A 26,520-nucleotide genomic window follows, 5' to 3' on the forward strand; every position below is an offset into this window, starting at 1 on the left:
CGGTGGTCACCGCTCTCACCGGAGTGCCCGACCGGGCGTAACAGCACCGGCGACACCGGGCGCCCGGAGCACGGCGGGCCTACATTGGTCGTACGTCACCGTCGACGCCCCGGAGCCCATCATGTCGGTCACCCCTGTCCTAGAGGCCGATGTCCTGCGACGGCAGGACCCCGAGCTGGCCGACGTCCTGCTCGGTGAGCAGGATCGGCAGGCTACGACGCTGCAACTCGTCGCCGCGGAGAACTTCACCTCGCCCGCCGTGCTGGCCGCCCTGGGCTCGCCGCTCGCGAACAAGTACGCCGAGGGCTATCCGGGGGCCCGGCACCACGGCGGCTGCGAGATGGTGGACGTCGCCGAGCGGCTGGCCGTGGAGCGGGCGAGGTCGCTGTTCGGGGCCGAGCACGCCAACGTCCAGTCCCACTCCGGCTCTTCGGCCGTGCTCGCCGCGTACGCCGCCCTGCTGCGCCCCGGCGACACCGTGCTCGCGATGGGCCTGCACTTCGGCGGCCACCTCACCCACGGGTCGCCCGCGAACTTCTCCGGCCGCTGGTTCGACTTCGTCGGATACGGGGTCGAGGCGGAATCCGGACTCATCGACCGCGAACAGGTACGGACCCTGGCGCGCACGCACCGCCCCAAGGCCCTCGTCTGCGGGTCGATCTCCTACCCCCGGCACATCGACTACGCCTTCTTCCGCGAGGTCGCCGACGAGGTGGGCGCCTATCTCATCGTCGACGCGGCCCACCCGATCGGGCTGGTCGCCGGGGGAGCGGCGCCCAACCCGGTGCCGTACGCCGACATCGTGTGCGCCACCACGCACAAGGTGCTGCGCGGGCCGCGCGGCGGAATGCTGCTGTGCGGGGACGAGTTGGCCGAACGCGTGGACCGGGCGGTGTTCCCGTTCACGCAGGGCGGCGCGCAGATGCACACCATCGCCGCGAAGGCCGTCGCGTTCGGCGAGGCGGCGACACCCGCGTTCACCGCGTACGCCCATCAGGTGGTCGCGAACGCCCGCGTACTGGCCCGGGGGCTGGCCGAGGAGGGGCTCGTGGTCGTCACCGGCGGCACCGACACCCACCTGCTCACCGTCGATCCCGCGCCACTCGGCGTCGACGGCCGCACCGCCCGAGGACGGCTCGCGGCCGCCGGGATGGTCCTCGACTGCTGCGCCCTGCCCCACGACGACGCCCGTGGCCTGCGGCTCGGTACGGCCGCGCTGACCACCCAGGGCATGGGGGAGACGGAGATGGCCCGGCTCGCCGTGCTGTTCGCGGGGGCCCTGCGCGACGGCGGGAACGGCAAGCGGACACGTGAGGAAGTACGGGAGCTGGCCGGAAGATTTCCGCCGTATCCGCGCTGAGGTGGGGTAGACGCACCACCAGGCACAGCATCACGTGCAACCATCGTCGCTACCCGGATGTCCTCACCCTTATGCGCGCCTCGCTAGGGTGTGGGGCTGTGATGGCCAGCGAGACCTGTGGGGAAGCCCGTGCGTGAATACCTCCTGACGCTCTGCATCACGGCCGCGGTGACGTACCTGCTGACAGGACCGGTACGGAAATTCGCGATCGTGGCCGGAGCCATGCCGGAGATCCGTGCGCGTGATGTCCACCGAGAGCCGACACCGCGCCTCGGCGGCATCGCGATGTTCTTCGGGCTCTGCGCCGGTCTGCTGGTCGCCGACCATCTGACCAACCTCAGCGAGGTCTTCGCCAGCTCCGACGAACCGCGCGCACTGCTCTCCGGGGCAGCGCTGATCTGGCTCATCGGTGTCCTGGACGACAAGTTCGAGATCGACGCCCTGATCAAGCTCGGTGGCCAGATGATCGCCGCCGGCGTGATGGTCATGCAGGGTCTGACGATCCTCTGGCTGCCCGTCCCCGGTGTCGGCATCGTCGCGCTGACCCAGTGGCAGGGCACGCTGCTCACGGTCGCCCTGGTCGTCATCACCATCAACGCGGTCAACTTCGTCGACGGCCTCGACGGTCTCGCGGCCGGCATGGTGTGCATCGCCTCCGCCGCGTTCTTCATGTACGCCTACCGCCTCTGGTACAGCTACGGCATCGAGGCCGCGGCCCCCGCCACCCTCTTCGCGGCGGTCCTGATGGGCATGTGCCTGGGCTTCCTGCCGCACAACATGCATCCCGCCCGGATCTTCATGGGCGACTCCGGCTCGATGATGATCGGCCTGGTGCTGGCGGCCGGCGCGATCTCCATCACGGGGCAGGTCGACCCGGACATTCTGGGCCTATACAACATCTCGGAGCGCAGCACGGTCTACTCGATGGTCCCGGTCTACATCCCGCTGCTGATGCCGTTGACCATCATCGCGATCCCGGCGGCCGACCTGATCCTCGCGATCGTGCGCCGCACCTGGCGCGGCCAGTCGCCGTTCGCCGCGGACCGGGGGCATCTGCACCACCGGCTGCTGGAGGTCGGGCACTCGCACAGCCGGGCCGTGCTGATCATGTACTTCTGGTCGGCGGTGATCGCCTTCGGCACCCTCGCCTACACGGTGAACTCGGCGTCCATGTGGATCGTCCTCGCCATCGCCATGCTCAGCGGGGTCGGTCTCTTCCTCCTGCTGCTGCCGCGCTTCACCCCGCGTGCCCCGCGCTGGGCGCAGCGCTTCGTCCCGCCGCGCTACCGCCGCCGCGCGGTCGTGACGGCGACCCCGGAGCCGGTCGCGGACCGGACCCCGACTCTCAACGGCGCGACGGCGATCGGCGGGCGCGCCCACGCCCACGACCACGAAGCGGAACGCAGCCCGGCGGGTGCGCGCCACTGAGGCGCGGCCCACTGTCGCGCGCGCCGTCGTGGTGCGCCGATGATCTTCACGAAGCGGCCGGGGGCCGTGTGCGTACGTCGCACACGGCCCCCGGCCGTCCGTCGGGCGGGCGCCGGGGCCGGGCGTCGTGCTGACGGCAAGGTAAGAATCTGACTAACGCTTTGCCGACGCCATGCAAGAACCTGACGGTGCAAAACGGCCTTATACCAGACAAGTCGGCCTGGTTTTTGCACAGACGGGCGGGTTCACTCTCATGTGTGACACCTGGCACAGCATTCAGGTAAAGACCTCATCAAATAGTTTGTGATACGGTTCACGAGAACCCGGGACAGAGTCGCAGGACCCCAGTGAGACGGTCCGACGACGCGAGATTTCCGCTCGCCCCCGGGGTCTACGCTCGTCCATGACGACACCCTGCCCCCTCAGCAAGCGGAGTTGCCGCCATGCCGTCCAATGACGTCCGGACCCTCCTTCAGGCTGCCGTGCCCACGGCCGCCGCCGGCGCGATCGCCGCTGTCATCAGCGCTGTGGTCGTCGGAGGCAAGGGGGCTCTCGGTGCCGTCGTCGCGGCGGTGATCACGATCGTCTTCATGGGGATCGGGTTCTACGTTCTGCAGCGCACCGCCAAATCGCTTCCTCATCTGTTCCAGATGATGGGGTTGATGCTCTACGCGGCACAGATCCTGCTGTTGTTCATCTTCTTGTCCGCGTTCAAGAACACCACGCTGTTCCATCCCAAGGCTTTCGCGTTCACGCTCGTCGCCACCACCCTCGTGTGGATCGCGGCACAGACGCGCGCACATATGAAGGCCAAGATCCTCTATGTCGAACCCGATGCGTCCACGGGCAACAAGCCCGAAAAATCGGGGCACTCGTCGTGAGGAGTAGGGCCGGGATAAGGGCGTGTACGAACTCCTGCTATCGTCCGGTGCCAACTGCGGCATCGCGGGCGCGGGCATCTGAGCTGACGCCTGCTCAATCGCGAGGCTTGATGCCCCCCAGCCGCCCCCACATCCGTAACACCAGTCCAGTGCCGACCCGCGGCTGCGCGCCGCGCCGACACAACGAGGTTGCCGTACCCATGCGTCACGCCGAAGGAGCCCGTGGTGAGTGCTGACCAGACCCAGCTCGCCTTTGACTGGAGCTGTCGGATCATGTCCGACAACGGCTGTGGCTTCCCGGCTCCGGGCCTGCACTCGTTCCTCTTCAAGCCGATCGCCACGGTCGGGGGGTTCGAGTTCAACAAGGTGATGCTGCTCGCGCTCATCACCACCCTCCTGGTGATCACCTTCTTCACACTCGCCTTCGGCAAGGCGAAGGTGGTGCCGGGCAAGCTGCAGATGATCGGTGAGGCGGGCTACGACTTCGTACGCCGCGGCATCGTCTACGAGACGCTGGGCCGGCGCGAGGGCGAGAAGTACGTCCCGCTCATGGTCTCGCTGTTCTTCTTCATCTGGGTCATGAACATCTGGTCCGTGATTCCGCTGGCCCAGTTCCCGGTGTCGTCGATCATCGCCTATCCGATGGTCCTGGCGGCCATCGTGTACGTGGTCTGGGTCTCGCTGACCTTCAAGAGGCACGGCTTCGTCGGCTTCTTCAAGAACGTCACCGGCTACGACAAGTCGCTCGGCCCGGTGCTGCCCCTCGTGATGGTCATCGAGTTCTTCTCGAACCTGTTGGTCCGCCCGTTCACCCACGCGGTGCGACTGTTCGCCAACATGTTCGCCGGCCACCTGATGCTCGTCATGTTCACCGTCGCCTCCTGGTACCTGCTGAACAGCTGGATGATCCCGGCGGCCGGTGTCTCCTTCGTCATGACCATCGTCATGATCCTCTTCGAGCTCTTCGTGCAGGCCGTCCAGGCGTACGTCTTCGTGCTCCTCGCCTGCTCGTACATCCAGGGCGCGCTCGCCGAGCACCACTGAGCCCCGCGCGCCACCAGCCCCCAGAACGTCCGGTGGCCAACCCCCGCCGGTCCATGAAAGAGAAGGAAGAATCAGCATGGCTGCCATGGAGACCCTCGCCGCCCTTGAAGGCAACATCGGTTCCGTCGGCTACGGCCTCGCCGCCATCGGCCCCGGCGTCGGCGTCGGCATCATCTTCGGCAACGGCACCCAGGCCCTGGCCCGTCAGCCCGAGGCTGCCGGTCTGATCCGTGCCAACCAGATCCTCGGCTTCGCCTTCTGTGAGGCGCTCGCCCTCATCGGCATCGTCATGCCGTTCGTCTACAACTGACGAGCCCTGACGAGCAAACCTTTCAACGAAAGGCACTGATGTGATCGCCAACCTGGTACAGCTGGCGGCCGAGGAAGAGCAGAACCCGCTCATCCCGCCCGGCCCCGAGCTGCTCGTGGGCGCCATCGCCTTCGCCATCGTGTTCTTCTTCTTCTGGAAGAAGCTCCTCCCGAACATCAACAAGGTTCTGGAAGAGCGTCGCGCGGCGATCGAAGGCGGTATCGAAGAGGCCGACGCCATGAAGGTCGAGGCCCAGAGCGTGCTCGAGCAGTACAAGGCTCAGCTCGCCGAAGCCCGGCACGAGGCCGCGCGTCTGCGCCAGGAGGCGCAGGAGCAGGGCGCCACGCTCATCGCCGAGATGCGGGCCGAGGGCCAGCGGCAGCGCGAGGAGATCATCGCCGCCGGCCACTCGCAGCTGGAGGCCGACCGCAAGGCCGCCTCTTCGGCGCTGCGTCAGGACGTGGGCAAGCTCGCCACCGACCTGGCCGGCAAGCTCGTCGGCGAGTCCCTGGAGGACCACGCCCGGCAGAGCCGCGTCATCGACCGCTTCCTCGATGATCTCGAGGAGAAGGCCGAGGCCACGCGATGAACGGAGCGAGCCGCGAGGCCCTGGCAGCCGCACGAACGCGTCTCGACGCGCTGACGGACTCCACGTCCGTCGACGCGGCGCGGCTCGCCGACGAGCTGGCCGCCGTCACCGCTCTGCTCCACCGCGAGGTGTCCCTGCGTCGGGTCCTCACCGACCCGGCGCAGTCCGGCGAGGCCAAGGCCGAGCTGGTGGGCCGTATCCTCGGCGGCCAGGTCGGCACGACCACCGCCGACCTGGTGTCAGGACTGGTGCGTTCCCGCTGGTCGCAGCCCCGCGACCTGGTGGACGCGCTGGAGCAGCTCGCCGACGTCGCCGACCTCACGGCCGCGCAACAGGCGGGCACGCTCGACGACGTCGAGGACGAGCTGTTCCGGTTCGGCCGGATCGTCGCCTCGAACACCGAGCTGCGGGCCGCGCTGACCGACCGTGCCGCGGGCGCCCCGGCCAAGAGCGAGCTGCTGCGCAGCCTGTTCAGCGGCCGCGCCAAGGCCACCACCGAGCGTCTGGTGACGCGCCTCGTGGCCGCGCCGCGTGGACGTAGCCTGGAAGCGGGACTCGACTCCCTGTCCAAGCTCGCCGCCGAGCGCCGGGACCGCATGGTCGCCACCGTCACCTCGGCGGTTCCGCTGAGCGACCCGCAGAAGCGACGCCTCGGCGCCGCCCTCGCGAAGCTCTACGGCCGAGCCATGCACCTCAACCTGGACGTGGACCCAGGCGTCCTCGGCGGGATCAGGGTCCAGGTCGGCGACGAGATCATCAACGGCTCGATCGCGGACCGACTCGAGGACGCGGGCCGCCGCCTGGCGAGCTAGCACCAAACTTCATAGCAGTACGTACGTATGTCTGCGGCCCGGTTGGGCCGTGCAGAGGATTCACCTCTTTCAGGGGGGAGTCCCCATCCCCCCAAAGTGAAACTTCGGGCCCAACAAGGAGAGCAGGGAACCCAGATGGCGGAGCTCACGATCCGGCCGGAGGAGATCCGGGACGCGCTGGAGAACTTCGTCCAGTCGTACAAGCCGGACGCGGCCTCGCGCGAGGAGGTCGGTACGGTCACCCTTGCCGGCGACGGCATCGCGAAGGTCGAGGGTCTTCCCTCGGCCATGGCCAACGAACTGCTGAAGTTCGAGGACGGCACCCTCGGCCTCGCGCTCAACCTGGAAGAGCGCGAGATCGGCGCCATCGTCCTCGGTGAGTTCAGCGGCATCGAGGAGGGCCAGCCGGTCACCCGTACCGGCGAGGTCCTGTCGGTCGCCGTGGGCGAGGGCTACCTCGGCCGCGTCGTCGACCCGCTCGGCAACCCGATCGACGGCCTCGGCGAGATCGAGACGTCCGGCCGCCGTGCCCTGGAGCTGCAGGCTCCCGGTGTCATGGCCCGTAAGTCGGTGCACGAGCCGATGGAGACCGGCTACAAGGCCGTCGACGCCATGACCCCGGTCGGCCGCGGCCAGCGTCAGCTGATCATCGGTGACCGCCAGACCGGCAAGACCGCCCTGGCCGTCGACACGATCATCAACCAGCGCGACAACTGGCGCTCCGGTGACGTGAACAAGCAGGTCCGCTGCGTCTACGTCGCCATCGGCCAGAAGGGCTCGACCATCGCCTCCGTGCGTGGCGCCCTCGAAGAGGCCGGCGCGCTGGAGTACACGACCATCGTCGCCGCCCCGGCGTCCGACCCGGCCGGCTTCAAGTACCTGGCGCCGTACACCGGTTCGGCCATCGGTCAGCAGTGGATGTACGAGGGCAAGCACGTCCTCATCATCTTCGACGACCTCTCGAAGCAGGCCGACGCCTACCGCGCCGTGTCGCTGCTGCTGCGCCGCCCGCCGGGCCGTGAGGCCTACCCGGGTGACGTCTTCTACCTGCACTCCCGCCTGCTGGAGCGCTGCGCGAAGCTCTCCGACGAGCTGGGTGCCGGCTCGATGACCGGTCTGCCGATCGTCGAGACGAAGGCCAACGACGTCTCGGCGTTCATCCCGACCAACGTCATCTCCATCACCGACGGCCAGTGCTTCCTGGAGTCGGACCTCTTCAACGCCGGTCAGCGCCCCGCGCTGAACGTCGGTATCTCCGTCTCCCGAGTCGGTGGTTCCGCGCAGCACAAGGCGATGAAGCAGGTCTCCGGCCGTCTGCGCCTCGACCTCGCCCAGTACCGTGAGCTGGAGGCGTTCGCCGCCTTCGGTTCCGACCTGGACGCCGCGTCGAAGTCGCAGCTGGAGCGCGGTCAGCGTCTGGTCGAGCTGCTCAAGCAGCCGCAGTACCAGCCGATGCCGACCGAGGACCAGGTCGTCTCCGTGTGGGCCGGTACCACCGGCAAGATGGACGACGTTCCGGTCGCCGACGTGCGCCGCTTCGAGAAGGAGCTGCTGGAGTACCTGCACCGCAAGGAGCAGGGCCTCATGACCTCCATCAAGGAGGGCGGCAAGATGTCGGACGACACCCTCACCGCTGTCGCCGACGCGATCGCCGAGTTCAAGAAGCAGTTCGAGACCTCGGACGGCAAGCTGCTCGGCGAGGACGCCCCGGCCGTCAACGTCTCCAAGTGACGTAAGGAAGGGACCTGACTCATGGGAGCCCAGCTCCGGGTCTACAAGCGTCGCATCCGATCCGTCACCGCGACCAAGAAGATCACCAAGGCGATGGAGATGATCGCCGCCTCGCGTGTCGTCAAGGCGCAGCGCAAGGTGGCGGCCTCCGCGCCGTACGCGGCCGAGCTCACCCGCGCGGTCACGGCGGTCGGTACGGGTTCGAACACCAAGCACCCGCTGACCACGGAGGCGGAGACGGCGACCCGTTCCGCGGTGCTGCTCCTCACGAGCGACCGCGGACTGGCCGGCGCCTTCAACTCCAACGCCATCAAGGTCGCCGAGCAGTTGACGGCGCGCCTTGAGGCGGAGGGCAAGGAGGTCGACACGTACATCGTCGGCCGCCGCGGTCTGGCCCACTACAACTTCCGCGAGCGCAAGGTCGTGGAGTCGTGGTCGGGCTTCACCGACGAGCCCACCTACGCGGACGCGAAGAAGGTCGCGGGTCCGCTGATCGAGGCCATCGAGAAGGACACGGCTGACGGCGGCGTGGACGAACTCCACATCGTCTTCACCGAGTTCGTCTCGATGATGACGCAGTCGGCGCTCGACGCCCGTCTGCTGCCGCTCAGCCTCGACGAGGTGGCGAAGGAGGCGGCGCCGAAGGGCGAGATCCTTCCGCTGTACGACTTCGAGCCGTCGGCGGAGGACGTCCTCGACGCCCTGCTGCCGCGCTATGTCGAGAGCCGTATCTACAACGCGATGCTTCAGTCGGCTGCCTCCAAGCACGCCGCCACGCGCCGTGCGATGAAGTCGGCCACCGACAACGCGGGAGACTTGATCAACACGCTCTCCCGCCTTGCCAACGCGGCCCGCCAGGCCGAAATCACCCAGGAAATCAGCGAGATCGTCGGTGGCTCCGCAGCCCTCGCCGACGCGAACGCGGGGAGTGACAGGTAATGACGACGACAGTTGAGACGGCCGCTGCCACGGGCCGCGTCGCCCGGGTCATCGGCCCGGTCGTCGACGTGGAGTTCCCCGTCGACGCCATGCCGGAGATCTACAACGCCCTTCACGTCGAGGTGGCCGACCCGGCCCAGGACGGCGCGAAGAAGACGCTGACCCTGGAGGTCGCCCAGCACCTGGGTGACGGCCTGGTCCGCACGATCTCGATGCAGCCCACCGACGGTCTGGTCCGCCAGGCCCCGGTCTCCGACACCGGCGCCTCCATCACGGTGCCGGTCGGCGACTTCACCAAGGGCAAGGTGTTCAACACCCTCGGTGAGGTGCTGAACAGCGACGACACCTACGAGGGCGAGCGCTGGGGCATCCACCGCAAGGCCCCGAACTTCGACGAGCTCGAGTCGAAGACCGAGATGTTCGAGACCGGCGTCAAGGTCATCGACCTTCTCACCCCGTACGTCAAGGGTGGAAAGATCGGCCTGTTCGGCGGTGCCGGTGTCGGCAAGACGGTGCTCATCCAGGAGATGATCTACCGCGTCGCCAACAACCACGACGGTGTCTCCGTGTTCGCCGGTGTCGGTGAGCGCACCCGTGAGGGCAACGACCTCATCGAGGAGATGTCCGAGTCGGGCGTCATCGACAAGACCGCGCTGGTCTTCGGTCAGATGGACGAGCCCCCGGGCACCCGTCTGCGCGTGGCCCTCGCCGGTCTGACCATGGCGGAGTACTTCCGCGATGTGCAGAAGCAGGACGTGCTGTTCTTCATCGACAACATCTTCCGCTTCACCCAGGCCGGCTCCGAGGTGTCGACCCTGCTCGGCCGTATGCCCTCCGCGGTGGGCTACCAGCCGAACCTGGCCGACGAGATGGGTCTCCTCCAGGAGCGCATCACCTCGACCCGCGGTCACTCGATCACCTCGATGCAGGCGATCTACGTCCCCGCGGACGACCTGACCGACCCGGCCCCGGCCACCACCTTCGCCCACCTCGACGCGACGACGGTTCTCTCCCGTCCGATCTCCGAGAAGGGCATCTACCCGGCCGTGGACCCGCTGGACTCCACGTCCCGCATCCTGGACCCCCGCTACATCGCGGCGGACCACTACAACACCGCGATGCGCGTCAAGACGGTCCTGCAGAAGTACAAGGACCTTCAGGACATCATCGCGATCCTCGGTATCGACGAGCTGGGCGAGGAGGACAAGCTCACCGTCCACCGTGCCCGTCGTGTGGAGCGCTTCCTCTCCCAGAACACCCACGTCGCCAAGCAGTTCACCGGCGTCGACGGGTCGGACGTGCCGCTGGACGAGTCGATCACCGCGTTCAACGCGATCATCGACGGTGAGTACGACCACTTCCCGGAGCAGGCGTTCTTCCTCTGCGGTGGTATCGAGGACCTGAAGAAGAACGCGAAGGAGCTCGGCGTCTCCTGACGCCCGGCGACTCGTGAACAGTGGGGGGCGAGGCCACACCTCATGGGGTGCGTCCCGCCCCCCTCTGTACTCCCTCTAGAATTGAACCCAACACCCGGCCAAGGCGCCGGGTGGTGACCCGAGGAGCCATCTTGGCTGCTGAGCTGCACGTCGCGCTGGTCGCGGCCGACCGAGAGGTCTGGTCGGGCCAGGCCACCCTGGTCGTCGCCCGTACCACGTCCGGCGACATCGGCGTCATGCCCGGTCACCAGCCGCTGCTCGGTGTGCTGGAGTCGGGCCCGGTGACCATCCGTACGAGTGAGGGCGGCACCGTCGTCGTCGCCGTGCACGGCGGTTTCATCTCGTTCGCGGACAACAAGCTGTCCCTGCTGGCCGAGGTCGCCGAGCTGGCCGACGAGATCGACGTCCAGAGCGCGGAGCGGGAGCTGGAGCGCGCGAAGGCGGCGGGCGACGCCGCCGCCGAGCGCCGCGCGGATGTACGACTGCGTACGGCGGCGGCGCGCTGAGCCCGCACGTCGTGTGATGCTGTACCTCAGCCGCGGCTGGGTCTGGATGTCTTCATCCTGATCCGGCCGCGGCTGAGGCGAATGTGGGTGTTTTTTACGTTCCATTACCTAGCAGTGGCATTACCTAGGAGACGAGGAGGTCGGTGTCGATGGTCCTCGCTCTGACTGTGTGCGGGTCGGTGATCGCGCTCGTGGTGGTGGGGCTCTTCGTCTTCGGACTGCGCCGGCGCCTCATCCAGCGCTCCGGCGGCACCTTCGACTGCAGCCTGCGGTGGAACGCACCCGAGAAACCCGGGGACGACAAGAACGGCAAGGGCTGGGGCTACGGGGTCGCCCGCTACAACGGCGACCGCATCGAGTGGTACCGCGTCTTCTCGTACTCCATCCGCCCCCGCCGCGTCCTGGAGCGTTCCTCGATCGAGGTGGCCGGGCGCCGCACCCCCGAGGGCGAGGAGGAGCTGGCGCTCCTCTCCGACGCCGTGATCCTCGCGTGTCTGCACCGCGGGACCCGGCTGGAACTGGCGATGAGCGACGACGCGCTGACCGGGTTCCTCGCATGGCTGGAGGCAGCCCCGCCCGGACAGCGAGTGAACGTGGCGTAGCCACATCCACTCGCTGGGGGGGGCTCCCCGGACGAGGGTCCGGGGGAGCGTCAACGCAGCGTGATCCTTCAGTCGGTCACTTCAGCCCGTTGCTGATCGCGCTCACCAGCTCCCCGTTGCCGGTGTCGCCGCTGAACTCCCAGAAGAAGGCGCCGCCCAGGCCCTGGTTCTTGGCCCAGGTCATCTTGGAGCCGATCGTGGCCGGGGTGTCGTAGGACCACCACTGGTTGCCGCAGTGCGCGTACGCCGTGCCGCCGACGGTTCCGTTGGCCGGGCAGGAGTTCTTCAGGACCTTGTAGTCCTCGATGCCGGCCTCGTACGTGCCGGGCGCCGCGCCGGTCGCCGTGCCGCCGGGGGCGGACTGGGTGACACCGGTCCAGCCGCGCCCGTAGAAGCCGATGCCGAGCAGCAGCTTCGAGCCGGGGACGCCCTTCGACTTCAGCTTGGCGATCGCGTCGGCGGAGTTGAAGCCCGCCGCCGGGATGCCGGGGTACGACGTCAGCGGCGAGTGCGGGGCGGTCGGACCGTCCGCGTCGAAGGCGCCGAAGTAGTCGTAGGTCATCACGTTGTACCAGTTCAGGTGGGTCGCGGCGCCGCCGTAGTCAGCCGCGTCGAGCTTGCCGCCGGAGGAGCCGTCGGCGGTGATCGCGGCGGTGACCAGGTAGTTCGAGCCGAACTCGGTGCGCAGGGCCGACATCAGGTTCTTGAAGGCCGCGGAGCCGCTGGTGTCGCAGGTCAGCCCGCAGGCGTTCGGGTACTCCCAGTCGATGTCGATGCCGTCGAAGACGTCGGCCCAGCGCGGGTCCTCCACGACGGCCTTGCAGGACTTGGCGAAGGCGGCCGGGTTCTGCGCGGCCTGGCCGAAGCCGCCGGAGTAGGTCCAGCCGCCGAACGAGTACAGCACCTTGATGTGCGGGTACTTGGCCTTGAGCTGCCGGAGCTGGTTGAAGTTGCCCCGCAGCGGCTGGTCCCAGGTGTCGGCGGTGCCGCTGACGGACTGGTCGGCGGTGTAGGCCTTGTCGTAGGCGGCGAAGGTGTCGTCGACGGTGCACTGGCCGTTCTTGACGTTGCCGAACGCGTAGTTGATGTGGGTGATCTTGGACGCGGAGCCCGAGGTCACCAGGTTCTTGACGTGGTAGTTCCGGCCGTAGACGCCCCACTCGGTGAAGTAGCCGAGGTTGACCTTCGAGCCGGGGTTCGGGTTCGTGCCGCCGGTCGTCCGTACGGCCGCCGCGCCGCTCACGGGGCCGGTCTGGTCGGCGGTGTCGCGGGCCTGGACGGTGTACGAGTAGTCGGTGCCGGCGCTCAGGCCGGTGTCCGTGTAGGTGGTGCCGGTGACGGTGGCGACCTTGCTGCCGCCCCGCAGGACGTCGTAGTTCTTGACGCCCTTGTCGTCGGTGGCGGCGCTCCAGCTCAGCTTCACCGAGGTGTTGGTGACGTCCGAGGTGGCCGGGGTGCCCGGGGCGGAGGGTGCCGCGTCACCGGGGACGCTGGGACCGCCGTCGCAACTCCCGCCGTTGAGCTTGCAGTTGGCCGGGGAGCCTGAGCCGCTCCCGTTGAAACCGAAGGAGACGGAGGCACCCGGCGCGAGGGTGCCGTTCCAGGACTTGTTCTTGGCGGTCCAGTGGGTGCCGGAGGAGGTGACGTCCGCGTCCCAGGCGGAGGTGACGGAGGTGCCGGAGGGGAAGTCCCATTCGACGGTCCAGGAGCTGATCGTGGTCGTCCCGGTGTTCTTGACGGTCCACTTGCCTTCGAAGCCGGTGCCCCAGTCCTGGGGCTTGGCGTAGGTGGCGGTCGCTTGCGTGGCCGCCTGCGCGGGGCCGGCGAGGCCGACCAGTGCGGCGAGGGGGAGGAGGAGGGTGGCGAGACCCGCTATGGCTCTGTGCCTGAAGCGCATGTGCGCCTCCTTGTGGGGTGTCTTGAGCACGAGGCTCTTGAGCATGAGCATGACGTGGCGCAGTGTGGCGAGAATAGAAAGGTCTGGACCATAGGTCAATGGGTCTGGACCAGTGCGCTCATGCGGGACACCCCGGTGAGGTCAGACCCCCAATTCCTGCGCCAGCACCGCCGCCTGCACCCGGCTGCGCAGATCGAGCTTCCCCAGCAGACGGCTGACGTGCGTCTTCACCGTCGCCTCGGCCATGTCCAGCCGCCCGGCGATCTCCGCGTTCGACAGCCCTTCACCCAGGCAGGACAGGACCTCCCGCTCGCGCCGGGTGAGCGAGTCCAGGACGGACGGATCGACGGCGGGCTCGCGTACGGGCCTGGCGGCGAACTCGGCGATCAGCCGCCGGGTGACGGCCGGGGCGATCAGACCCTCGCCGCGCCCCACCGCCCGTACCGCCTCGATGAGGTCCCTCGCCTCCGTGTTCTTCAGCAGGAAGCCGGCGGCACCGGCCCGCAGCGCCCCGAAGACGTACTCGTCGAGGTCGAACGTGGTGAGCACCAGCACATCGGCCAGACCCTCGGCGACGACCTGCCGGGTCGCGGACACCCCGTCGAGCCTCGGCATCTGCACGTCCATCAGCACCAGGTCGGGCCGCAGCTCCCGGGCGAGCGCCACCGCCCGCTCGCCGTCCGCCGCCTCACCGACCACCTCGATGTCCGGCGCGCTGCGCAGGATGAGGACCAGTCCGGCCCGTACGGCGGACTGGTCCTCGGCGACGAGCACACGGATCACGCGGGTTCTCCTTCGATGACGGGGAGGGCGGCACGGACGCTCCAGACCTTGCCGTGGGCCATGCTCTCGGGGCCCGCCTCGAACGTGCCGCCCAGCAGGGCGACCCGCTCCCGCATGCCGACCAGACCGGCGCCGGAACCGGGCGCGCTCGGACCGTCGCGGTCGCCGTACGGGCTGGTCACGGCGATGTCGAGGGCGCCGTCCGCCTGGCGCAGCGCGACGGTGACCCGGCCGGGGCAGGCGTGCTTGAGGGCGTTGGTCAGCGATTCCTGGACGATGCGGTAGGCCGCCAGTCCGACCGGGGCGGGGAGGGTGCCGTCGTGGTCGGCGTCGAGGGTGACGTCGAGGCCGTTGGTGCGGGCGCCGTCGACGAGGGAGTCGAGCCCGTCGAGCGTGGGCGCGGCGGACGGCTCGGTGTCGTCGCCGGCGTCCCGCAGGATGCCGATCAGCCGGCGCATCTCGGCCAGGCCCTCGACGCTGTTCTCACGGATGACCCCGAGGGCCTTCTGGGAGGTGTCCGGGTCGTCGATGGAGAGCGCGGCCGTGGAGTGGATCGCGATCGCCGACAGGTGGTTGGCGACCAGATCGTGCAACTCCCGTGCCATGCGCGCCCGTTCGGACACCACCGCCTGGGTGCGGTCCATCTCGGCCAGCAGGGCCGTCTGTTCGGCGCGCAGCCGGGCGGCCTCGGCGGCGTCGCGGTGGTTGCGGACGATCCAGCCGGTGGCGGCGGGGGTGAAGCCGACCAGCCCGACCACCACACCGGTGAGCAGTGCCTCCGGTCGCCGCCACACGGCGATGGGGACGACCGTGGCGGCCACGGTCATCAGCCCGGCGATCCAGGGGACCCGGCGGGCCGTGGCGGGTGAGCCGTACAGCACGGCCGAGTACACCAGATCGGTGAACATCAGCACGGTGAGCAGGCTGCCCCGGGTGATGGTGTCCACGGTCAGCGCGGCCCATCCGACCAGCAGGGCCGTGCGCGGCATGGCGCGGCGCAGCGTCTCGCAGCCGGCGGTCACGACGAGCGGCAGCAGGATCCACCACTGGCCGTGGAGCAGCACGATCCCCTCGTCGGAGGGGCGGGTGTACAGGCCCAGCCCCCACAGCAGCAGGCCTCCGAGCAGTCCGGCGAGGGCCGCGTACAGGTCGAAGCGGTGCGGGCGGGGCGGTCGTACGGCCATGGCTCCATCCAACACGTCACGGGTGCCCGGCGCCTGATCCCCGCGAAGGGTCCTGGACTGCATCTTTCGATGTACCGCGACTTCGTCACCGCCGACGACGCGTCGGCGGTGGCCCGCCGGGAGCCTGGAAGGGTGACCGAGAGGAGCGAGTCGTGATCGTCGCGTTGATCATCGCCTGTGAGGTCGGCTTCTGGGTGCTGCTGGCGCTGGCCCTGGCCGTCCGCTACCTGCTGAAGAGGCGCCGGGCCAGTGTCGTGCTGCTGCTCTGCGAGCCGGTGCTGGAACTGGTGCTCTTCGTCGTGACCGCGATCGACCTGAAGAACGGGGCCGAACCGAGCTGGGAGCACGGCGTGGCGGCCCTCTACATCGGCTTCACCCTGGGCTACGGCCACTACATGATCAGTCGGCTGGACGCCTGGGCGGCGCACCGGCTGGGCGGCGGGCCCAAGCCGCCGGCACCACCGAAGTACGGTCTGGCCCGCGCCCGGCACGAGGGGAGGCTGTGGACGCGGACGGTGGTGGCGGCCGGGGTGGCGCTGGCGCTGCTCCAACTGGCCGTCTGGTACGTCGGCGACGACGGGAACGTCGATTCGCTGAGGTCGTTCCAGTGGGTCGCGCTGCGGGCCGCGGGCATCCACGGCCTGGTCGCCCTGGCCTACACGATCTGGCCGAAGAAGGACCCGGGCGCCGCTAAGGGCGAGGACCGGGTCACCGTCGAGAAGGAGAGGGCCGGGCGATGAGCGGGGCGGCGGCCGGGGCGTCGAGGAACGTCTGGGAAGGGGCCGGCACCTTCGTGATCGGCCTGGTGCTGTGGCTGTTCACGGACGGGGTGGAGGTGCCGGTCGTCACCCTGACCAAGGTCGGCGTGGTGATGATGTGCGTGGGTGGCGTCCTCGTCGCGACGGGCCTCTACCAGCGGGCCCGCGGCACGACGGGCGGGTAGCGCCCCGGCGCGGCGGCTACCGCTCCCCGCCCGGCACCCACAGCACGTCCCCGACCTCCTTGTTCGCCGTTCTCGCCAGGATGAACAGGAGGTCGGAGAGGCGGTTGAGATAGGTCGCGGTGAGGGCGTTCATGTCCTCGCCGTGGGCCTCCAGGGCCGCCCACGTCGAGCGCTCGGCGCGCCGGACCACCGTGCAGGCCTGGTGCAGCAGGGCCGCTCCGGGGGTGCCGCCGGGCAGGATGAAGGAGCGGAGCTTCTCCAGCCGCTCGTTGAAGCGGTCGCAGTCCGCCTCCAGCTTGTCGACGTAGAACTGCTCGACGCGCAGCGGCGGGAACTCGGGGTTCTCGACGACGGGCGTGGAGAGGTCGGCGCCCACGTCGAACAGGTCGTTCTGGACGCGGGTGAGGACCTTGACGATCTCCTCGTCCAGCCCGCCCAGTGCGATCGCCGTCCCGATGGCCGCGTTGGCCTCGTTGGCGTCCGCGTACGCCGAGATCCGCGGATCGGTCTTGGGCACCCGGCTCATGTCGCCGAGGTTGGTGGTGCCCTTGTCGCCGGTCCTGGTGTAGATGCGCGTCAGATTGACCATGCGACCAGCGTAGTTACGCTCCGGCCGTCCGGAAGACACGTGTGCCCACCGTCACGGCGAGCCCCGCGAGACCGACGGCGACCAGGACGCCGTACAGCATGGCGGGGGTGGCGTAGGCGCCGACGTACGCGTCGCGCACGGCGTCCACCAGGTAGCGGAACGGGACCAGGTGGGAGAGGACGTCGAGCCAGCCGGGCGCCAGGGACATCGGCAGCATCAGGCCCGACAGCAGCATCGACGGCATGGTGAGGGCGTTCACCGTCGGGCCGAACTCGTGCTGGGAGCGGGCCTTCATGGCGAGCGCGTACGACAGTGAGGCGAGCGAGACCGTCAGCAGGGCCACGAAGGCGAAGCCGATCAGGACGCCCGCGAGCGGTGCGCGCAGGCCCATGAGCAGGGCCGCGAGGACGAGCAGGACCGCCTGGAACACGAAGACCGCCGCGTCGCGCAGCACCCGGCCCAGCAGCAGGGCGAGCCGGCTCACCGGGGTGACCCGCATCCGCTCGATCACCCCCGTCTGCTTTTCGAGGATCACCATGAAGCCGGCGAACGAGGCCCCGAACAGGCTCAGTTGAAGCAACAGGCCGGGCACCAGCACCTGCCAGGAACTGCCCCGCGAGCCGAGCGGGACGCCGGTGAGCAGAGGGCCGAAGAAGAGCAGATACAGCAGCGGCATCAGCACGCCGAACAGCATCGCGAAGCGGGAGCGCAGGCTCTGGCGGGCGTATCGCCCGAAGATCAGCGCGGTGTCGTGAAGAAGCATCGAAGTCCTCGGACCGGTTCTAGACGGCTACGGCGGTGGTGTCGGCGGGGGAGGGCCCGCGCCCGGTGATGGCCAGGAAGGCGTCCTGGAGCGTGGCGTCGGCCGAGCCGCCGTGCCGCAGTTTGAGCGCGCTCGGGGTGTCGTCCGCCACGACCCGCCCGTGGTCGACGACGACGATCCGGTCGGCGAGGGCGTCCGCCTCGTCGAGGTAGTGCGTCGTCAGGAAGACGGTGGTGCCGTGCTCGTCGCGCAGCCGGCGGACCAGCTCCCAGAGCCCGGCGCGGCTGCCGGGGTCGAGTCCGGTCGTCGGCTCGTCCAGGAAGAGGACCCGGGGGCGGTGGGTGAGCGCCATCGCGATGTCGAGGCGCCGCCGCTGCCCGCCGGAGAGGGCGGCGCACGTGCGGTCGAGCAGTTCGGTCAGGTCCAGCTCGCGGGCCAACTCCTCGGCGCGCTCCACGGCCCGGCTTCTCGTCAGGCGGTAGAGCCGTCCCTGGGTGACCAGCTCCTCCCGCACGGTGATCTGCGGGTCCACCCCGCCCGACTGGGCCACGTATCCGCAGGCCCGGCGCACCCCTGCCGGGTCGGTCGCCAGGTCGTGGCCCGCGACCGTGGCCGCGCCGCCGGTCGGCGGGAGCAGGGTCGTGAGCATCCGCAGGAACGTCGTCTTTCCCGCGCCGTTCGGTCCGAGGAACCCGAGGATCTCGCCGGGCCGGACGGTGAGGTCGATACCGCGCACGGCCTCCAGGGGGCCGCGTTTCGTCCGGAAGGTGTGGGCCAGGCCGGCCGTACTGATGATGGGCATGACCTCAGAAAAACAGAGTCCCTCAAATTTTGCAATGGCTCCAAACTTTAAGAGACCGCAGGGAAATCCCGTCGGCCGACGCGGCGACCTACGATGTGGCCATGGCAGAGGGGCTCAGGGAGCGCAAGAAGCGCGAGACGCGGCAGCGGATCTCGGACATCGCCACCGGGCTGTTCCTGGAGCACGGTTTCGTGACCGTCACCATCGCGGAGGTGGCCGAGGCGGCCGACGTCTCCGTGAACACGGTCTACAACTACTTCCCGGCCAAGGAGGACCTCTTCTTCGACCGCAGCGCGGGCATCGTCGAACGCCTCGCCCGCTGGGTGCGCGCCCGCGACCGGGGCGAGTCGGCCGTCGCCGCCGTCCTGCGCGAACTGCGTGCCGAGGTCGAGGCGGTCTCGCCGCGCGTCGGCCTGATGGAGGGCTACGACCGCTTCATGCGCGCCATCCACGAGGCGCCCGCCCTGCGGTCCCGGCTGTGGAGCATCCAGCAGGAGGTCCAGGGCAACCTGGAGGCGGCCCTGCGGGAGGAGACCGGCGCGGCCCCCGACGACTCGATGCCCACCCTGATCGCGGGTCAGATCAACTGGGTCCACCAGACGGTGATGGCCGTCATCGGACGTGAGATGCTCGCCGGGCGCAATCCGGGCGAAGTGTCCCGAGAGGTACTTCTTCTCCTGGACGGGATGGAGGGCCTGTTGAGCGAGAAGGTGCTCAACTACGCCGTACGCCCCTCCGAGTGAGCGCTGCCGGTGTGACGTCCGCCCCTTGAGACGTGACTCGCGTTACTAAGCGGTCACACGACCCCTCACGAGCGCTAGTGTCCGCCGGAGAGGTAACCCATCGACAGCGCGTACCAGGGGAGTCGCACAGTGGCACGGAAGCTCGCCGTCATCGGAGCCGGGCTCATGGGGTCCGGCATCGCCCAGGTGTCCGCGCAGGCGGGCTGGGACGTCGTCCTGCGCGACGTCACCGACGAGGCGCTGAACCGTGGCATCGGCGGCATCACGGCGTCGTACGACAAGTTCGTGAGCAAGGGCAAGTTGGCCGCCGAGGACGCCGAGGCGGCGCTGGGCCGGATCACCGCCACCACGGACCTCGACGCGGCGGCCGACGCGGACATCGTCGTCGAGGCGGTCTTCGAGAAGCTGGAGGTGAAGCACGAGATCTTCCGGGCGCTCGACAAGGTCGTCCGCGAGGACGCCGTGCTCGCCTCGAACACCTCCGCGATCCCGATCACCAAGATCGCGGCGGCCACCGAGCGCCCCGAGCGCGTCGTCGGCGTCCACTTCTTCTCGCCGGTGCCGATGATGCAGCTGTGCGAACTGGTGCGCGGCTACAAGACGAGCGACGAGACGCTCGCCACCGCGCGGGAGTTCGCCGAGTCGGTCGGCAAGACCTGCATCGTCGTCAACCGTGACGTCGCCGGCTTCGTGACGACCCGTCTCATCTCCGCCCTCGTCGTGGAGGCCGCGAAGCTGTACGAGTCGGGCGTCGCCACCGCCGAGGACATCGACCTCGCCTGCAAGCTGGGCTTCGGCCACGCGATGGGGCCGCTGGCCACCGCCGACCTGACGGGCGTCGACATCCTGCTGCACGCCACGAGCAACATCTACACCGAGTCGCAGGACGAGAAGTTCGCCCCTCCAGAGCTGATGCGCCGGATGGTGGACGCCGGTGACATCGGACGCAAGAGCGGGCAGGGCTTCTACACCTACTGACGCCGATCCACGCGTCACGGGCGGCACTTCCCACGCATGTGAACGCATGAGCCTCTCCGGCCTCACCCCTTGAGGTGAATTCGGTATCGGTTCGCTCACAGACGGCAACCTGGCGGTGTCAAACGCCGTCAGACGTTGCATCACCCACATCACGGAGTACGAGACGCACTCACGGGGAGCGCTTATGTACATCAGGGGCGACCACGCCGAGCTGGTCGTCGGGGGCCGCCTCGACGTACGCAGCGCGGCGGACGCCCGTACGGTCCTGCACTCGGCCGTCGACGACGGAGCCGGCGACCTGGTGCTCGACCTGTCAGAGCTGGACTCCTGGGACGCCACCGGACTCGGGGTGATCATGGGAGCCCACCGGCGGGCGGGACGGTGCGGACGGCGGCTGGTGTTGCGCGAGGTGCCACCGCAGATGCAGCGGCTGCTCGTGGCCACCCGGCTGCACCGCATCCTGGCGATCGAGGGCGGCATCGGTCTGGAGTCGTTGCCCAGAGTCTGAACGCGTGTGTGGATCTCTACGTATGCCTCGGTGTGTGCGGGACACCCGGTCGGCATGACCCACCGGTCGGTACGACCCTTCGGTCGGTATGGACCCTCCCGTCGTCATGGACCCCGAGGGCCGTGGAGACGCAGGGGGTCATGGGGACCATGAGGGCGAAACGCACCACACGCGCAATCCTCACGAGACCGTGATGTCTCGGACGGCGCGGGACCCCGGACTGTCGGAGATACTGTGCAAAGGTTTAGGGTTCGGCTGCCCGCTGCCAGCTACCCTCGCGCGGGTTCCGGACCAGAAGCGACAGCGCGGTGTGCGGCAAGGCCGGGAGGGGCTCCAGCACACGAGACGCTTTTGGGGGGCTTGAACCGATGGACCCGAACAACCGGGGACCCGAAGAGTACGGCCACGACGACGGACAGGCGCAGAGCAAGCGTCCGCCACGGGACGCGCTGACGCAGGACTTCGACCGGCACGCTCCGGCACTCGCCCGCACCGTCCAGCTCGTCTCGGGCGACTTCCTGCTCACCGTCAACCCCGTCGACGGCAGTGAGATAGAGACCTGCCCACCGGCCGAACTGCCTGGTCGGCCCATGAAGCACACGCCGGACGACCGCGCCGCGCTCGACCGCGCCGCCCGTCCGCCGGTGCCCCCGGGCCCCTCGCTGCCCCGGCTCCCCCTGCTCCAGCGCGACGAGGAGAGAGACCGGCTCGTACGGCTCCTCGCCCGCGGCCGCTCCGTCCGCCTCACCGGATCCCCCGGCTCCGGTCGCACCACCCTCCTCGACACGGTCGCCGAGGACTGCGCGGACCTGGCCCCCGACGGCGTCGTCCGGCTGAGCGGTTTCCGGCGCACGGCCGACGACCTGCTGTACGAACTGTTCGCAGCCGTGTACAGCACACCCCTGTTCCGGCCGGCCCGGCAGCAGATCATCGACATCGTGCGGGACATCGGCGCGGTCGTCGTCCTGGACGACCTGGAGTTCGGCGGCATCGCGCTCGACGAGCTGCTCGACGCGACCCCCGAGTGCGCCTTCCTCATCGCCGCCACCCCCGACATCCCCCTGCCGTCCCCCGACGCGCCCCTGGAGGAGATCGTCCTCGGCGGTCTCGACCGGGTCGGCAGCGAGCAGCTCCTGGAGCGCGTCGTCGGGCGGCCGCTCACCGAGGACGAGTCGAACTGGGCCGGCGACCTCTGGTTCGAGTCCGAGGGGCTGCCGCTGCGCTTCACCCAGGCCGGGGCGCTGCTCAGGCAGCGGGACCGGCAGCGGGCCGGCGAGGACGCCGTCGACGAGTTCGGGGTCTTCCAGGAGGCACCGCCCGCCGACGCCCCCTACGACGCCGCCGGCGAGCACGACGTCCCCCTGCCCTCGCTCGCCGAGGGAGCCGCCCCCGCCGCGCTGCTCGCCTCCCGGCTGGGCGCCTCGGCCCGCGAGACCCTCAGGTTCGCGGTCGCCCTCGGCGGGGAGATCCCGCACCAGGCGCACCTGCCCGCGCTCGTGGGCGACACCCACGCCGACGCGGCCCTCGGCGAACTGGTCGGCTGCGCGCTGGTGACACCTGTCGGTACCCGCTACCGGCTCGCCGCCGGGGTGCGCGCCCAACTGGAGGCCGCCGGGTACGCCGACGACGCCGAGACACGCGCCGGCGCCGCCGCCCAGCACTACGCCTGGTGGGCCGGGCACCCCTCGGTCACCCCCGAGCGGGTCTCGGCCGAGGCGGACGCCGTACTGGCCGCCCTCGCCGCGCTCGTCCCGGGCACGACCCCGCCCGGCGAGGACGGCGAGAGCGCCGCCCTGGTGCTGGCCCGGCAGGCCGCGCCCGCGTTCGCGGCGGGGCAGCGCTGGAGCGCCTGGGAGCGGGCGCTGCGGGCCGGCGCCGAAGCGGCGGCCCTCGCCGACGAGACCGGCGAACAGGCCTACTTCCACCACGAGCTGGGTGTCCTCGCGCTCTGCTGCGGGCAGCTGGAGCGCGCCCGGGCCGAGCTGGAGGCCTCCATCGGGCTGCGCAACGTCCTCGCGGACAAGCGCGGCACCGTCGCCGGCCGCCGGGCACTCGCCCTGGTCGCCGACCGCTCCGGGGCGACCCCGCCCGGCGGGCGTACGGCGGTGGGGGAGGAGGTGCCGGGCGCCCGGCACGAGGAGTCGGTCTCACCTCCCGGGGGCGTGCCGTCCGCCTACCCGCCGATGGGCTTCGGGGTGGTCGGCCCGGGGACGACGGGCGCGGCAGCGGCGAGCGGCGGTGGATCGTCGTCGTACCCCCCGGGCCACGACAGCACGCTCGTCACGCACCGGTCCGACGGCGCCTTCGCCGCGCTCCGGTTCGGCGGCTTCAAGAGCCTCGTGGGCGGCGCCCGGCGCAACCTGGTCGCCACGAGCGCGGGGGCCCTGCTCGCGGCCGTCCTGGGCACCGTGGTGATTCTCGGCGCGACCTCCGACCGGGGCGGCGACACCCCGGCGGAGAGGGTCGGCGTCAACCCCTCCGCCAGCGCGGGCGTCGACGACGGCGGGCTCGTCGCGGACCGCCCCAAGACGGGCGAGGACGGGGACGCCCCGGGTGCCGTGCCCGAGCCGACCGATCCGGGCCCCGACGGCACGTACGGCACGTCGGACGACCCGACGCCCACGGACAGCGCGGACCCGTCGGACGACCCGAGCGGTACGGAGGGGCCGACGGGCAAGCCGACGCCGTCCCCGACGAAGTCGTCGCCGAAGCCGACGCCGTCGGAGTCCGAGGACGAGTCCGGCTCGCCCACGCCGACCCCGACACCCACCCCGACGCCGACTCCCACGCCCACCCCGACGCCGACCGGTGGCGGGAGCCAGGACCCGCCGCCGCCGGACGACACCAACAGCGCCAGTGCGCCGACCTCCGGGCGGGCCGTCGAGTCCACCGGTGCCGCGGGCGCCCCGGTGGCCACCGCCGAGTCACGGGGCGGGACGCCCGCCTGAGCTTCCGTGCCGTCCGTTCGACGCCTCGTTCAACGCTTCGTTCGACGCGGGAGGGCCGGGTCCGTCCACCGGACCCGGCCCTCCCGCGTGTTCCTCGAAGGCGCTCAGAACAGCCGCAGCTTGTCGTCCTCGATGCCGCGCAGGGCGTTGTAGTCGAGGACCGCGCAGCCGATGCCGCGGTCGGTGGCGAGGACGCGGGCCTGGGGCTTGATCTCCTGAGCGGCGAAGATGCCGCGGACCGGCGCGAGATGCGGGTCGCGGTTCAACAGTTCCAGATAGCGGGTGAGTTGCTCCACCCCGTCGATCTCGCCGCGCCGCTTGATCTCGACCGCGACCGTCGCGCCGTCGCCGTCCCGGCACAGGATGTCGACGGGGCCGATGGCCGTCATGTACTCGCGGCGGATGAGCGTGTAGCCCTCGCCGAGGGTGTCGATGCGGTCGGCGAGGAGTTCCTGGAGGTGCGCCTCGACGCCGTCCTTGATCAGGCCCGGGTCGACGCCCAGCTCGTGCGAGGAGTCGTGGAGGACCTCCTCCATCGTGATGATGAGCTTCTCGCCCGCCTTGTTGATGACGGTCCAGACGCCCTGTTCGTCCCCCGACCCCTCCTTCAGCGTGCAGGGCGGCGACATCCAGTTGAGGGGCTTGTAGGCCCGGTCGTCCGCGTGGATCGACACGCTGCCGTCCGCCTTCACGAGGATCAGACGGGGGGCCGAGGGGAGATGGGCGGTGAGCCGGCCCGCGTAGTCGACGGAGCAGCGGGCAATGACGAGACGCATGGTCGGCAACGCTACTCGACGCCGACGGGTGCGCGCGATTCGACCGTCGTGAGGGCTCGGCCGGAGGTCACTGCGCCGCTGACGCGTCCGGCAGGAGTCCGTTCGACTGTCAGGCCGATCCCGTGCGGTCGCTGTCGCCCTCCGTCACCTTCCCCAACCCCCTCACGTGGGCTTCCGTCGTCCTCCGGCATGTGCCTCTGACAACTCCTGTTCGGCATTGGCTGATTGTGAGCGTCTCGCGCCGTGTCGGTGCGCGCAATCTCCTGGTGCGGCCCCGTTCGGTTCCTTACCGTAGAAACTGGAGGTCGCGAACCATGCACTCTGCGTGTCCGGCGCGCGCCCTCCGCCCTTGTCCGTCAACCCCTGTTGTTGTGGGGGTGCGAGAGGAGAACCCATGTCGCTCGACGTCTCACCGGCCCTACTCGAACAGGCCGAGCGAGGCGAGGTCGACGAAGCCGCCTTCGTCGACTGCGTCCGGACCTCCCTGCCCTACGCCTGGGAGATGATCAGCTCTCTGGTGGCCCAGCTGAAGGTCGACGGCGGAGAGTTCGCCGACAACCAGACGCCCCCGCCGGACGAGCAGGCACGCGGACAACTGCTGCGCGCGCTCGCCAGCGACGCGATCCGCGGCGCGCTGCAGCGGCACTTCGGTGTACGGCTGGCCTTCCAGAACTGCCACCGTGTGGCGGTGTTCCCTCTGGACCCGTCCGTGGACGACAGGCTGGCCCGCTTCACCTCGATCCGTGGCCAACTCCTCAACCAGTCCCCGGAACTCAGGGACTGCTGAGGTCGTGACGCAGCACGGCTTGCCGCTCCGACCGCGGGAGGTGCATCGGTAACCGGGGCGGCAAGCTCCCCGTAGTGGCTCAGCCGAGGTGAGGCAGCACCTCGGCACCGAGTCGTCGTACGTTCTCCTCCGTGGCCGCCAGATCGCCGGAGCCCTCGACGAGCAGGGCGAAGCGGGAGATGCCCGTCCGCTCGCTGGTGGCCGCGAGGCGGTCGGCGCACAGCCGGGGGGTCCCCACCGGATGCAGCCCGCAGAGCAGTTCGGTGTACGCCAGCGGGTCGCGCATGGCGCGGGCGCGGCCGTCGACGGTCACATGGGCGTCGAGGCCCTGCTTCAGCCAGCCCGGCATCGCCTTGGTGAGCGCCTCCACGGCGTCGGTGCGCCGGTCCGCGATCTGGCAGACGCCGGCCGAGACATGGGCCGCGCCGGAGATCTCCTCCGGTGAACGGCCCGCCGCCCGGGCGTGCTTGCGCCACAGGGCGACCATCTCGGACTTCTCCTCGTCCCCGACGTGCATCCCGAGGAGCATCGACAGCCCCCGCTCGGCGGCCAGCCGTACGCTCGTGGGTGAGGTACAGGCGACGACGACCTCCGGACCGGGCGTCTCGTCCAGGTCCTCGGCGGGCCTCGGGACGACCGGGACCTCGCGGAAGCTGAATCGTTCCCCCGACGCCGACACCGACGGCTCGCGCAGCCAGCGCATGAGCAGATCGAGTGATTCCGGGAACCCCTTCTCGTAGGCCTCCAGTCCGGCGCCGAAGACCTCCAGGTCGACCCACGGGCCGCCGCGTCCGACGCCCAGGGAGAAGCGTCCGCCGGACGTCACATGCAGCAGGGCGGCCTGCTCGCCCAGGGCCACGGGATGGACGGTGGGCAGCACGCTGACCGCCGTGCCGACCCGGATGCGCCGGGTGCGGCCCAGCAGCAGCGCGGCGAGGGTGATCGCCGACGGGCAGGTGCCGTACGGCACGAAGTGGTGCTCGGCCAGCCAGACCGCGTCCAGCCCGGCCTCCTCGGCCACTTCCGTGGTCCGTACCGCCCGGTGGAGCGCCTCCCCCTGGCCCTGGCCGGGGAACTGGGCGCCCAGTACAAATGTTCCTACGTGCATCGATCTTCCTGCTTCCTCGGCTCCGAATCGGGAGCTCCCCCACCGGCATAACCGTGTGACACGTGCCGAAGTC

The 26,520-nt window shown here is 69.8% G+C and carries 27 protein-coding genes; 19 read left to right on the forward strand and 8 right to left on the reverse strand.

The window, feature by feature from the left end:
- The first annotated feature begins 121 nt into the window (after positions 1 to 121).
- From STRBO_RS0107665 to STRBO_RS0107720, 12 genes are all read left to right on the forward strand, one after another.
- Positions 122 to 1,360: a serine hydroxymethyltransferase gene (locus STRBO_RS0107665; RefSeq protein ID WP_005480264.1), complete on the forward strand. Its 1,239-nt coding sequence runs from the start codon at positions 122 to 124 to the stop codon at positions 1,358 to 1,360.
- Between the two features lie 129 nt (positions 1,361 to 1,489).
- A complete protein-coding gene (locus tag STRBO_RS0107670) occupies positions 1,490 to 2,788 on the forward strand; it encodes an MraY family glycosyltransferase (protein ID WP_005480262.1) in 1,299 nt (432 codons plus the stop codon).
- A gap of 443 nt (positions 2,789 to 3,231) precedes the next feature.
- Positions 3,232 to 3,669, forward strand: coding sequence for a Cg1360 family ATP-synthase-associated protein (locus STRBO_RS0107675; protein WP_005480260.1), 438 nt, complete (start codon positions 3,232 to 3,234; stop codon positions 3,667 to 3,669).
- A gap of 225 nt (positions 3,670 to 3,894) precedes the next feature.
- Positions 3,895 to 4,713, forward strand: coding sequence for a F0F1 ATP synthase subunit A (atpB, locus tag STRBO_RS0107680; RefSeq protein WP_483414622.1), 819 nt, complete (start codon positions 3,895 to 3,897; stop codon positions 4,711 to 4,713).
- Positions 4,714 to 4,789: 76 nt separating this feature from the next.
- The gene (gene atpE / locus STRBO_RS0107685) at positions 4,790 to 5,023 is read left to right on the forward strand and encodes an ATP synthase F0 subunit C (protein ID WP_013000660.1); all 234 of its coding nucleotides are present in this window, start codon (positions 4,790 to 4,792) and stop codon (positions 5,021 to 5,023) included.
- A 40-nt stretch (positions 5,024 to 5,063) separates the two neighbouring features.
- The gene (locus STRBO_RS0107690) at positions 5,064 to 5,612 is read left to right on the forward strand and encodes a F0F1 ATP synthase subunit B (RefSeq protein WP_005480253.1); all 549 of its coding nucleotides are present in this window, start codon (positions 5,064 to 5,066) and stop codon (positions 5,610 to 5,612) included.
- Positions 5,609 to 6,424, forward strand: coding sequence for a F0F1 ATP synthase subunit delta (locus STRBO_RS0107695; protein WP_005480251.1), 816 nt, complete (start codon positions 5,609 to 5,611; stop codon positions 6,422 to 6,424). Before STRBO_RS0107690 ends, STRBO_RS0107695 begins: the two co-directional genes overlap by 4 nt.
- 135 nt (positions 6,425 to 6,559) lie before the next feature.
- Positions 6,560 to 8,155 (forward strand): F0F1 ATP synthase subunit alpha, encoded by a 1,596-nt coding sequence (gene atpA / locus STRBO_RS0107700; protein WP_005480248.1) that lies wholly within the window; start codon positions 6,560 to 6,562, stop codon positions 8,153 to 8,155.
- A 21-nt stretch (positions 8,156 to 8,176) separates the two neighbouring features.
- Positions 8,177 to 9,094 (forward strand): F0F1 ATP synthase subunit gamma, encoded by a 918-nt coding sequence (locus tag STRBO_RS0107705; protein WP_005480245.1) that lies wholly within the window; start codon positions 8,177 to 8,179, stop codon positions 9,092 to 9,094.
- Complete coding sequence (gene atpD, locus STRBO_RS0107710; RefSeq protein WP_005480242.1) at positions 9,094 to 10,530, forward strand: F0F1 ATP synthase subunit beta; 1,437 nt, start codon at positions 9,094 to 9,096, stop codon at positions 10,528 to 10,530. Before STRBO_RS0107705 ends, atpD begins: the two co-directional genes overlap by 1 nt.
- 131 nt (positions 10,531 to 10,661) lie before the next feature.
- Positions 10,662 to 11,036, forward strand: coding sequence for a F0F1 ATP synthase subunit epsilon (locus tag STRBO_RS0107715; protein WP_005480240.1), 375 nt, complete (start codon positions 10,662 to 10,664; stop codon positions 11,034 to 11,036).
- 149 nt (positions 11,037 to 11,185) lie between these two features.
- A complete protein-coding gene (locus STRBO_RS0107720; RefSeq protein ID WP_005480238.1) occupies positions 11,186 to 11,638 on the forward strand; it encodes a DUF2550 domain-containing protein in 453 nt (150 codons plus the stop codon).
- A gap of 76 nt (positions 11,639 to 11,714) precedes the next feature.
- Here the strand turns inward: STRBO_RS0107720 and STRBO_RS0107725 are convergent, their stop codons facing one another.
- The 3 genes from STRBO_RS0107725 to STRBO_RS0107735 form a co-directional block, all read right to left on the reverse strand.
- Positions 11,715 to 13,535 carry a glycoside hydrolase family 18 chitinase gene (locus STRBO_RS0107725; RefSeq protein WP_028796532.1) on the reverse strand — a complete coding sequence of 607 codons (1,821 nt, stop codon included), beginning with the start codon at positions 13,533 to 13,535 and terminating at the stop codon, positions 11,715 to 11,717.
- A gap of 141 nt (positions 13,536 to 13,676) precedes the next feature.
- A complete protein-coding gene (locus tag STRBO_RS0107730; RefSeq protein WP_005480228.1) occupies positions 13,677 to 14,318 on the reverse strand; it encodes a response regulator in 642 nt (213 codons plus the stop codon).
- Positions 14,315 to 15,502, reverse strand: coding sequence for a sensor histidine kinase (locus tag STRBO_RS0107735; protein ID WP_020114025.1), 1,188 nt, complete (start codon positions 15,500 to 15,502; stop codon positions 14,315 to 14,317). The genes STRBO_RS0107730 and STRBO_RS0107735 overlap by 4 nt, the downstream gene beginning before the upstream one ends.
- A 152-nt stretch (positions 15,503 to 15,654) precedes the next feature.
- Here STRBO_RS0107735 and STRBO_RS0107745 point away from each other — a divergent pair, with 152 nt between their 5' ends.
- Together STRBO_RS0107745 and STRBO_RS0107750 are read left to right on the forward strand one after the other, a co-directional pair.
- A complete protein-coding gene (locus tag STRBO_RS0107745) occupies positions 15,655 to 16,242 on the forward strand; it encodes a hypothetical protein (protein ID WP_005480224.1) in 588 nt (195 codons plus the stop codon).
- On the forward strand, positions 16,239 to 16,445 hold the full coding sequence (locus tag STRBO_RS0107750; RefSeq protein ID WP_005480223.1) for a DUF5708 family protein: 207 nt from the start codon (positions 16,239 to 16,241) through the stop codon (positions 16,443 to 16,445). Before STRBO_RS0107745 ends, STRBO_RS0107750 begins: the two co-directional genes overlap by 4 nt.
- Positions 16,446 to 16,461: 16 nt before the next feature.
- Here the strand turns inward: STRBO_RS0107750 and STRBO_RS0107755 are convergent, their stop codons facing one another.
- From STRBO_RS0107755 to STRBO_RS0107765, 3 genes are read right to left on the reverse strand one after another with little or no spacing between them, the layout of a single operon-like run.
- On the reverse strand, positions 16,462 to 17,034 hold the full coding sequence (locus tag STRBO_RS0107755) for a cob(I)yrinic acid a,c-diamide adenosyltransferase (protein ID WP_005480221.1): 573 nt from the start codon (positions 17,032 to 17,034) through the stop codon (positions 16,462 to 16,464).
- Positions 17,035 to 17,047: 13 nt separating this feature from the next.
- Positions 17,048 to 17,797, reverse strand: a complete 750-nt coding sequence (locus tag STRBO_RS0107760; RefSeq protein WP_005480218.1) for an ABC transporter permease — start codon at positions 17,795 to 17,797, stop codon at positions 17,048 to 17,050.
- Between the two features lie 19 nt (positions 17,798 to 17,816).
- Positions 17,817 to 18,599 carry an ABC transporter ATP-binding protein gene (locus STRBO_RS0107765; protein ID WP_005480216.1) on the reverse strand — a complete coding sequence of 261 codons (783 nt, stop codon included), beginning with the start codon at positions 18,597 to 18,599 and terminating at the stop codon, positions 17,817 to 17,819.
- Between the two features lie 101 nt (positions 18,600 to 18,700).
- Here STRBO_RS0107765 and STRBO_RS0107770 point away from each other — a divergent pair, with 101 nt between their 5' ends.
- From STRBO_RS0107770 to STRBO_RS0107785, 4 genes are all read left to right on the forward strand, one after another.
- The gene (locus tag STRBO_RS0107770) at positions 18,701 to 19,342 is read left to right on the forward strand and encodes a TetR/AcrR family transcriptional regulator (RefSeq protein WP_020665511.1); all 642 of its coding nucleotides are present in this window, start codon (positions 18,701 to 18,703) and stop codon (positions 19,340 to 19,342) included.
- A 129-nt stretch (positions 19,343 to 19,471) separates the two neighbouring features.
- Positions 19,472 to 20,320 (forward strand): 3-hydroxyacyl-CoA dehydrogenase family protein, encoded by an 849-nt coding sequence (locus STRBO_RS0107775; protein ID WP_005480214.1) that lies wholly within the window; start codon positions 19,472 to 19,474, stop codon positions 20,318 to 20,320.
- Positions 20,321 to 20,504: 184 nt separating this feature from the next.
- A complete protein-coding gene (locus STRBO_RS0107780) occupies positions 20,505 to 20,828 on the forward strand; it encodes an STAS domain-containing protein (protein ID WP_005480213.1) in 324 nt (107 codons plus the stop codon).
- Between the two features lie 368 nt (positions 20,829 to 21,196).
- Positions 21,197 to 23,776: a hypothetical protein gene (locus STRBO_RS0107785; protein WP_005480210.1), complete on the forward strand. Its 2,580-nt coding sequence runs from the start codon at positions 21,197 to 21,199 to the stop codon at positions 23,774 to 23,776.
- Positions 23,777 to 23,880: 104 nt separating this feature from the next.
- On the opposite strand, the gene nucS is transcribed toward STRBO_RS0107785, so the two are convergent.
- Complete coding sequence (nucS, locus tag STRBO_RS0107790) at positions 23,881 to 24,552, reverse strand: endonuclease NucS (RefSeq protein ID WP_005480208.1); 672 nt, start codon at positions 24,550 to 24,552, stop codon at positions 23,881 to 23,883.
- A 394-nt stretch (positions 24,553 to 24,946) separates the two neighbouring features.
- On the opposite strand from nucS, the gene STRBO_RS0107795 reads away from it, so the two are divergent.
- Entirely contained in the window at positions 24,947 to 25,339 is a 393-nt protein-coding gene (locus STRBO_RS0107795; RefSeq protein ID WP_005480204.1) for an SCO5389 family protein, read from the forward strand.
- 79 nt (positions 25,340 to 25,418) lie between these two features.
- Here the strand turns inward: STRBO_RS0107795 and STRBO_RS0107800 are convergent, their stop codons facing one another.
- Positions 25,419 to 26,447 (reverse strand): LLM class flavin-dependent oxidoreductase, encoded by a 1,029-nt coding sequence (locus STRBO_RS0107800; protein WP_005480201.1) that lies wholly within the window; start codon positions 26,445 to 26,447, stop codon positions 25,419 to 25,421.
- Positions 26,448 to 26,520 lie beyond the last annotated feature (73 nt).

The organism is Streptomyces bottropensis ATCC 25435, from assembly GCF_000383595.1.
In the GTDB taxonomy this organism is placed as follows: domain Bacteria; phylum Actinomycetota; class Actinomycetes; order Streptomycetales; family Streptomycetaceae; genus Streptomyces; species Streptomyces bottropensis.

What these genes read in the sequence shown, in the direction of transcription:
- STRBO_RS0107665 (WP_005480264.1), top strand. Translation starts at nt 122, where the DNA reads ATGTCGGTCACCCCTGTCCTAGAGGCCGATGTCCTGCGACGGCAGGAC.
- nucS (WP_005480208.1), bottom strand. Translation starts at nt 24,552, where the DNA reads ATGCGTCTCGTCATTGCCCGCTGCTCCGTCGACTACGCGGGCCGGCTC.
- STRBO_RS0107675 (WP_005480260.1), top strand. Translation starts at nt 3,232, where the DNA reads ATGCCGTCCAATGACGTCCGGACCCTCCTTCAGGCTGCCGTGCCCACG.
- STRBO_RS0107770 (WP_020665511.1), top strand. Translation starts at nt 18,701, where the DNA reads ATGGCAGAGGGGCTCAGGGAGCGCAAGAAGCGCGAGACGCGGCAGCGG.
- STRBO_RS0107750 (WP_005480223.1), top strand. Translation starts at nt 16,239, where the DNA reads ATGAGCGGGGCGGCGGCCGGGGCGTCGAGGAACGTCTGGGAAGGGGCC.
- STRBO_RS0107720 (WP_005480238.1), top strand. Translation starts at nt 11,186, where the DNA reads ATGGTCCTCGCTCTGACTGTGTGCGGGTCGGTGATCGCGCTCGTGGTG.
- STRBO_RS0107735 (WP_020114025.1), bottom strand. Translation starts at nt 15,502, where the DNA reads ATGGCCGTACGACCGCCCCGCCCGCACCGCTTCGACCTGTACGCGGCC.
- STRBO_RS0107695 (WP_005480251.1), top strand. Translation starts at nt 5,609, where the DNA reads ATGAACGGAGCGAGCCGCGAGGCCCTGGCAGCCGCACGAACGCGTCTC.
- STRBO_RS0107725 (WP_028796532.1), bottom strand. Translation starts at nt 13,535, where the DNA reads ATGCGCTTCAGGCACAGAGCCATAGCGGGTCTCGCCACCCTCCTCCTC.
- STRBO_RS0107705 (WP_005480245.1), top strand. Translation starts at nt 8,177, where the DNA reads ATGGGAGCCCAGCTCCGGGTCTACAAGCGTCGCATCCGATCCGTCACC.
- STRBO_RS0107755 (WP_005480221.1), bottom strand. Translation starts at nt 17,034, where the DNA reads ATGGTCAATCTGACGCGCATCTACACCAGGACCGGCGACAAGGGCACC.
- STRBO_RS0107785 (WP_005480210.1), top strand. Translation starts at nt 21,197, where the DNA reads ATGGACCCGAACAACCGGGGACCCGAAGAGTACGGCCACGACGACGGA.
- STRBO_RS0107795 (WP_005480204.1), top strand. Translation starts at nt 24,947, where the DNA reads ATGTCGCTCGACGTCTCACCGGCCCTACTCGAACAGGCCGAGCGAGGC.
- STRBO_RS0107760 (WP_005480218.1), bottom strand. Translation starts at nt 17,797, where the DNA reads ATGCTTCTTCACGACACCGCGCTGATCTTCGGGCGATACGCCCGCCAG.
- atpA (WP_005480248.1), top strand. Translation starts at nt 6,560, where the DNA reads ATGGCGGAGCTCACGATCCGGCCGGAGGAGATCCGGGACGCGCTGGAG.
- STRBO_RS0107780 (WP_005480213.1), top strand. Translation starts at nt 20,505, where the DNA reads ATGTACATCAGGGGCGACCACGCCGAGCTGGTCGTCGGGGGCCGCCTC.
- STRBO_RS0107765 (WP_005480216.1), bottom strand. Translation starts at nt 18,599, where the DNA reads ATGCCCATCATCAGTACGGCCGGCCTGGCCCACACCTTCCGGACGAAA.
- atpD (WP_005480242.1), top strand. Translation starts at nt 9,094, where the DNA reads ATGACGACGACAGTTGAGACGGCCGCTGCCACGGGCCGCGTCGCCCGG.
- STRBO_RS0107800 (WP_005480201.1), bottom strand. Translation starts at nt 26,447, where the DNA reads ATGCACGTAGGAACATTTGTACTGGGCGCCCAGTTCCCCGGCCAGGGC.
- atpE (WP_013000660.1), top strand. Translation starts at nt 4,790, where the DNA reads ATGGCTGCCATGGAGACCCTCGCCGCCCTTGAAGGCAACATCGGTTCC.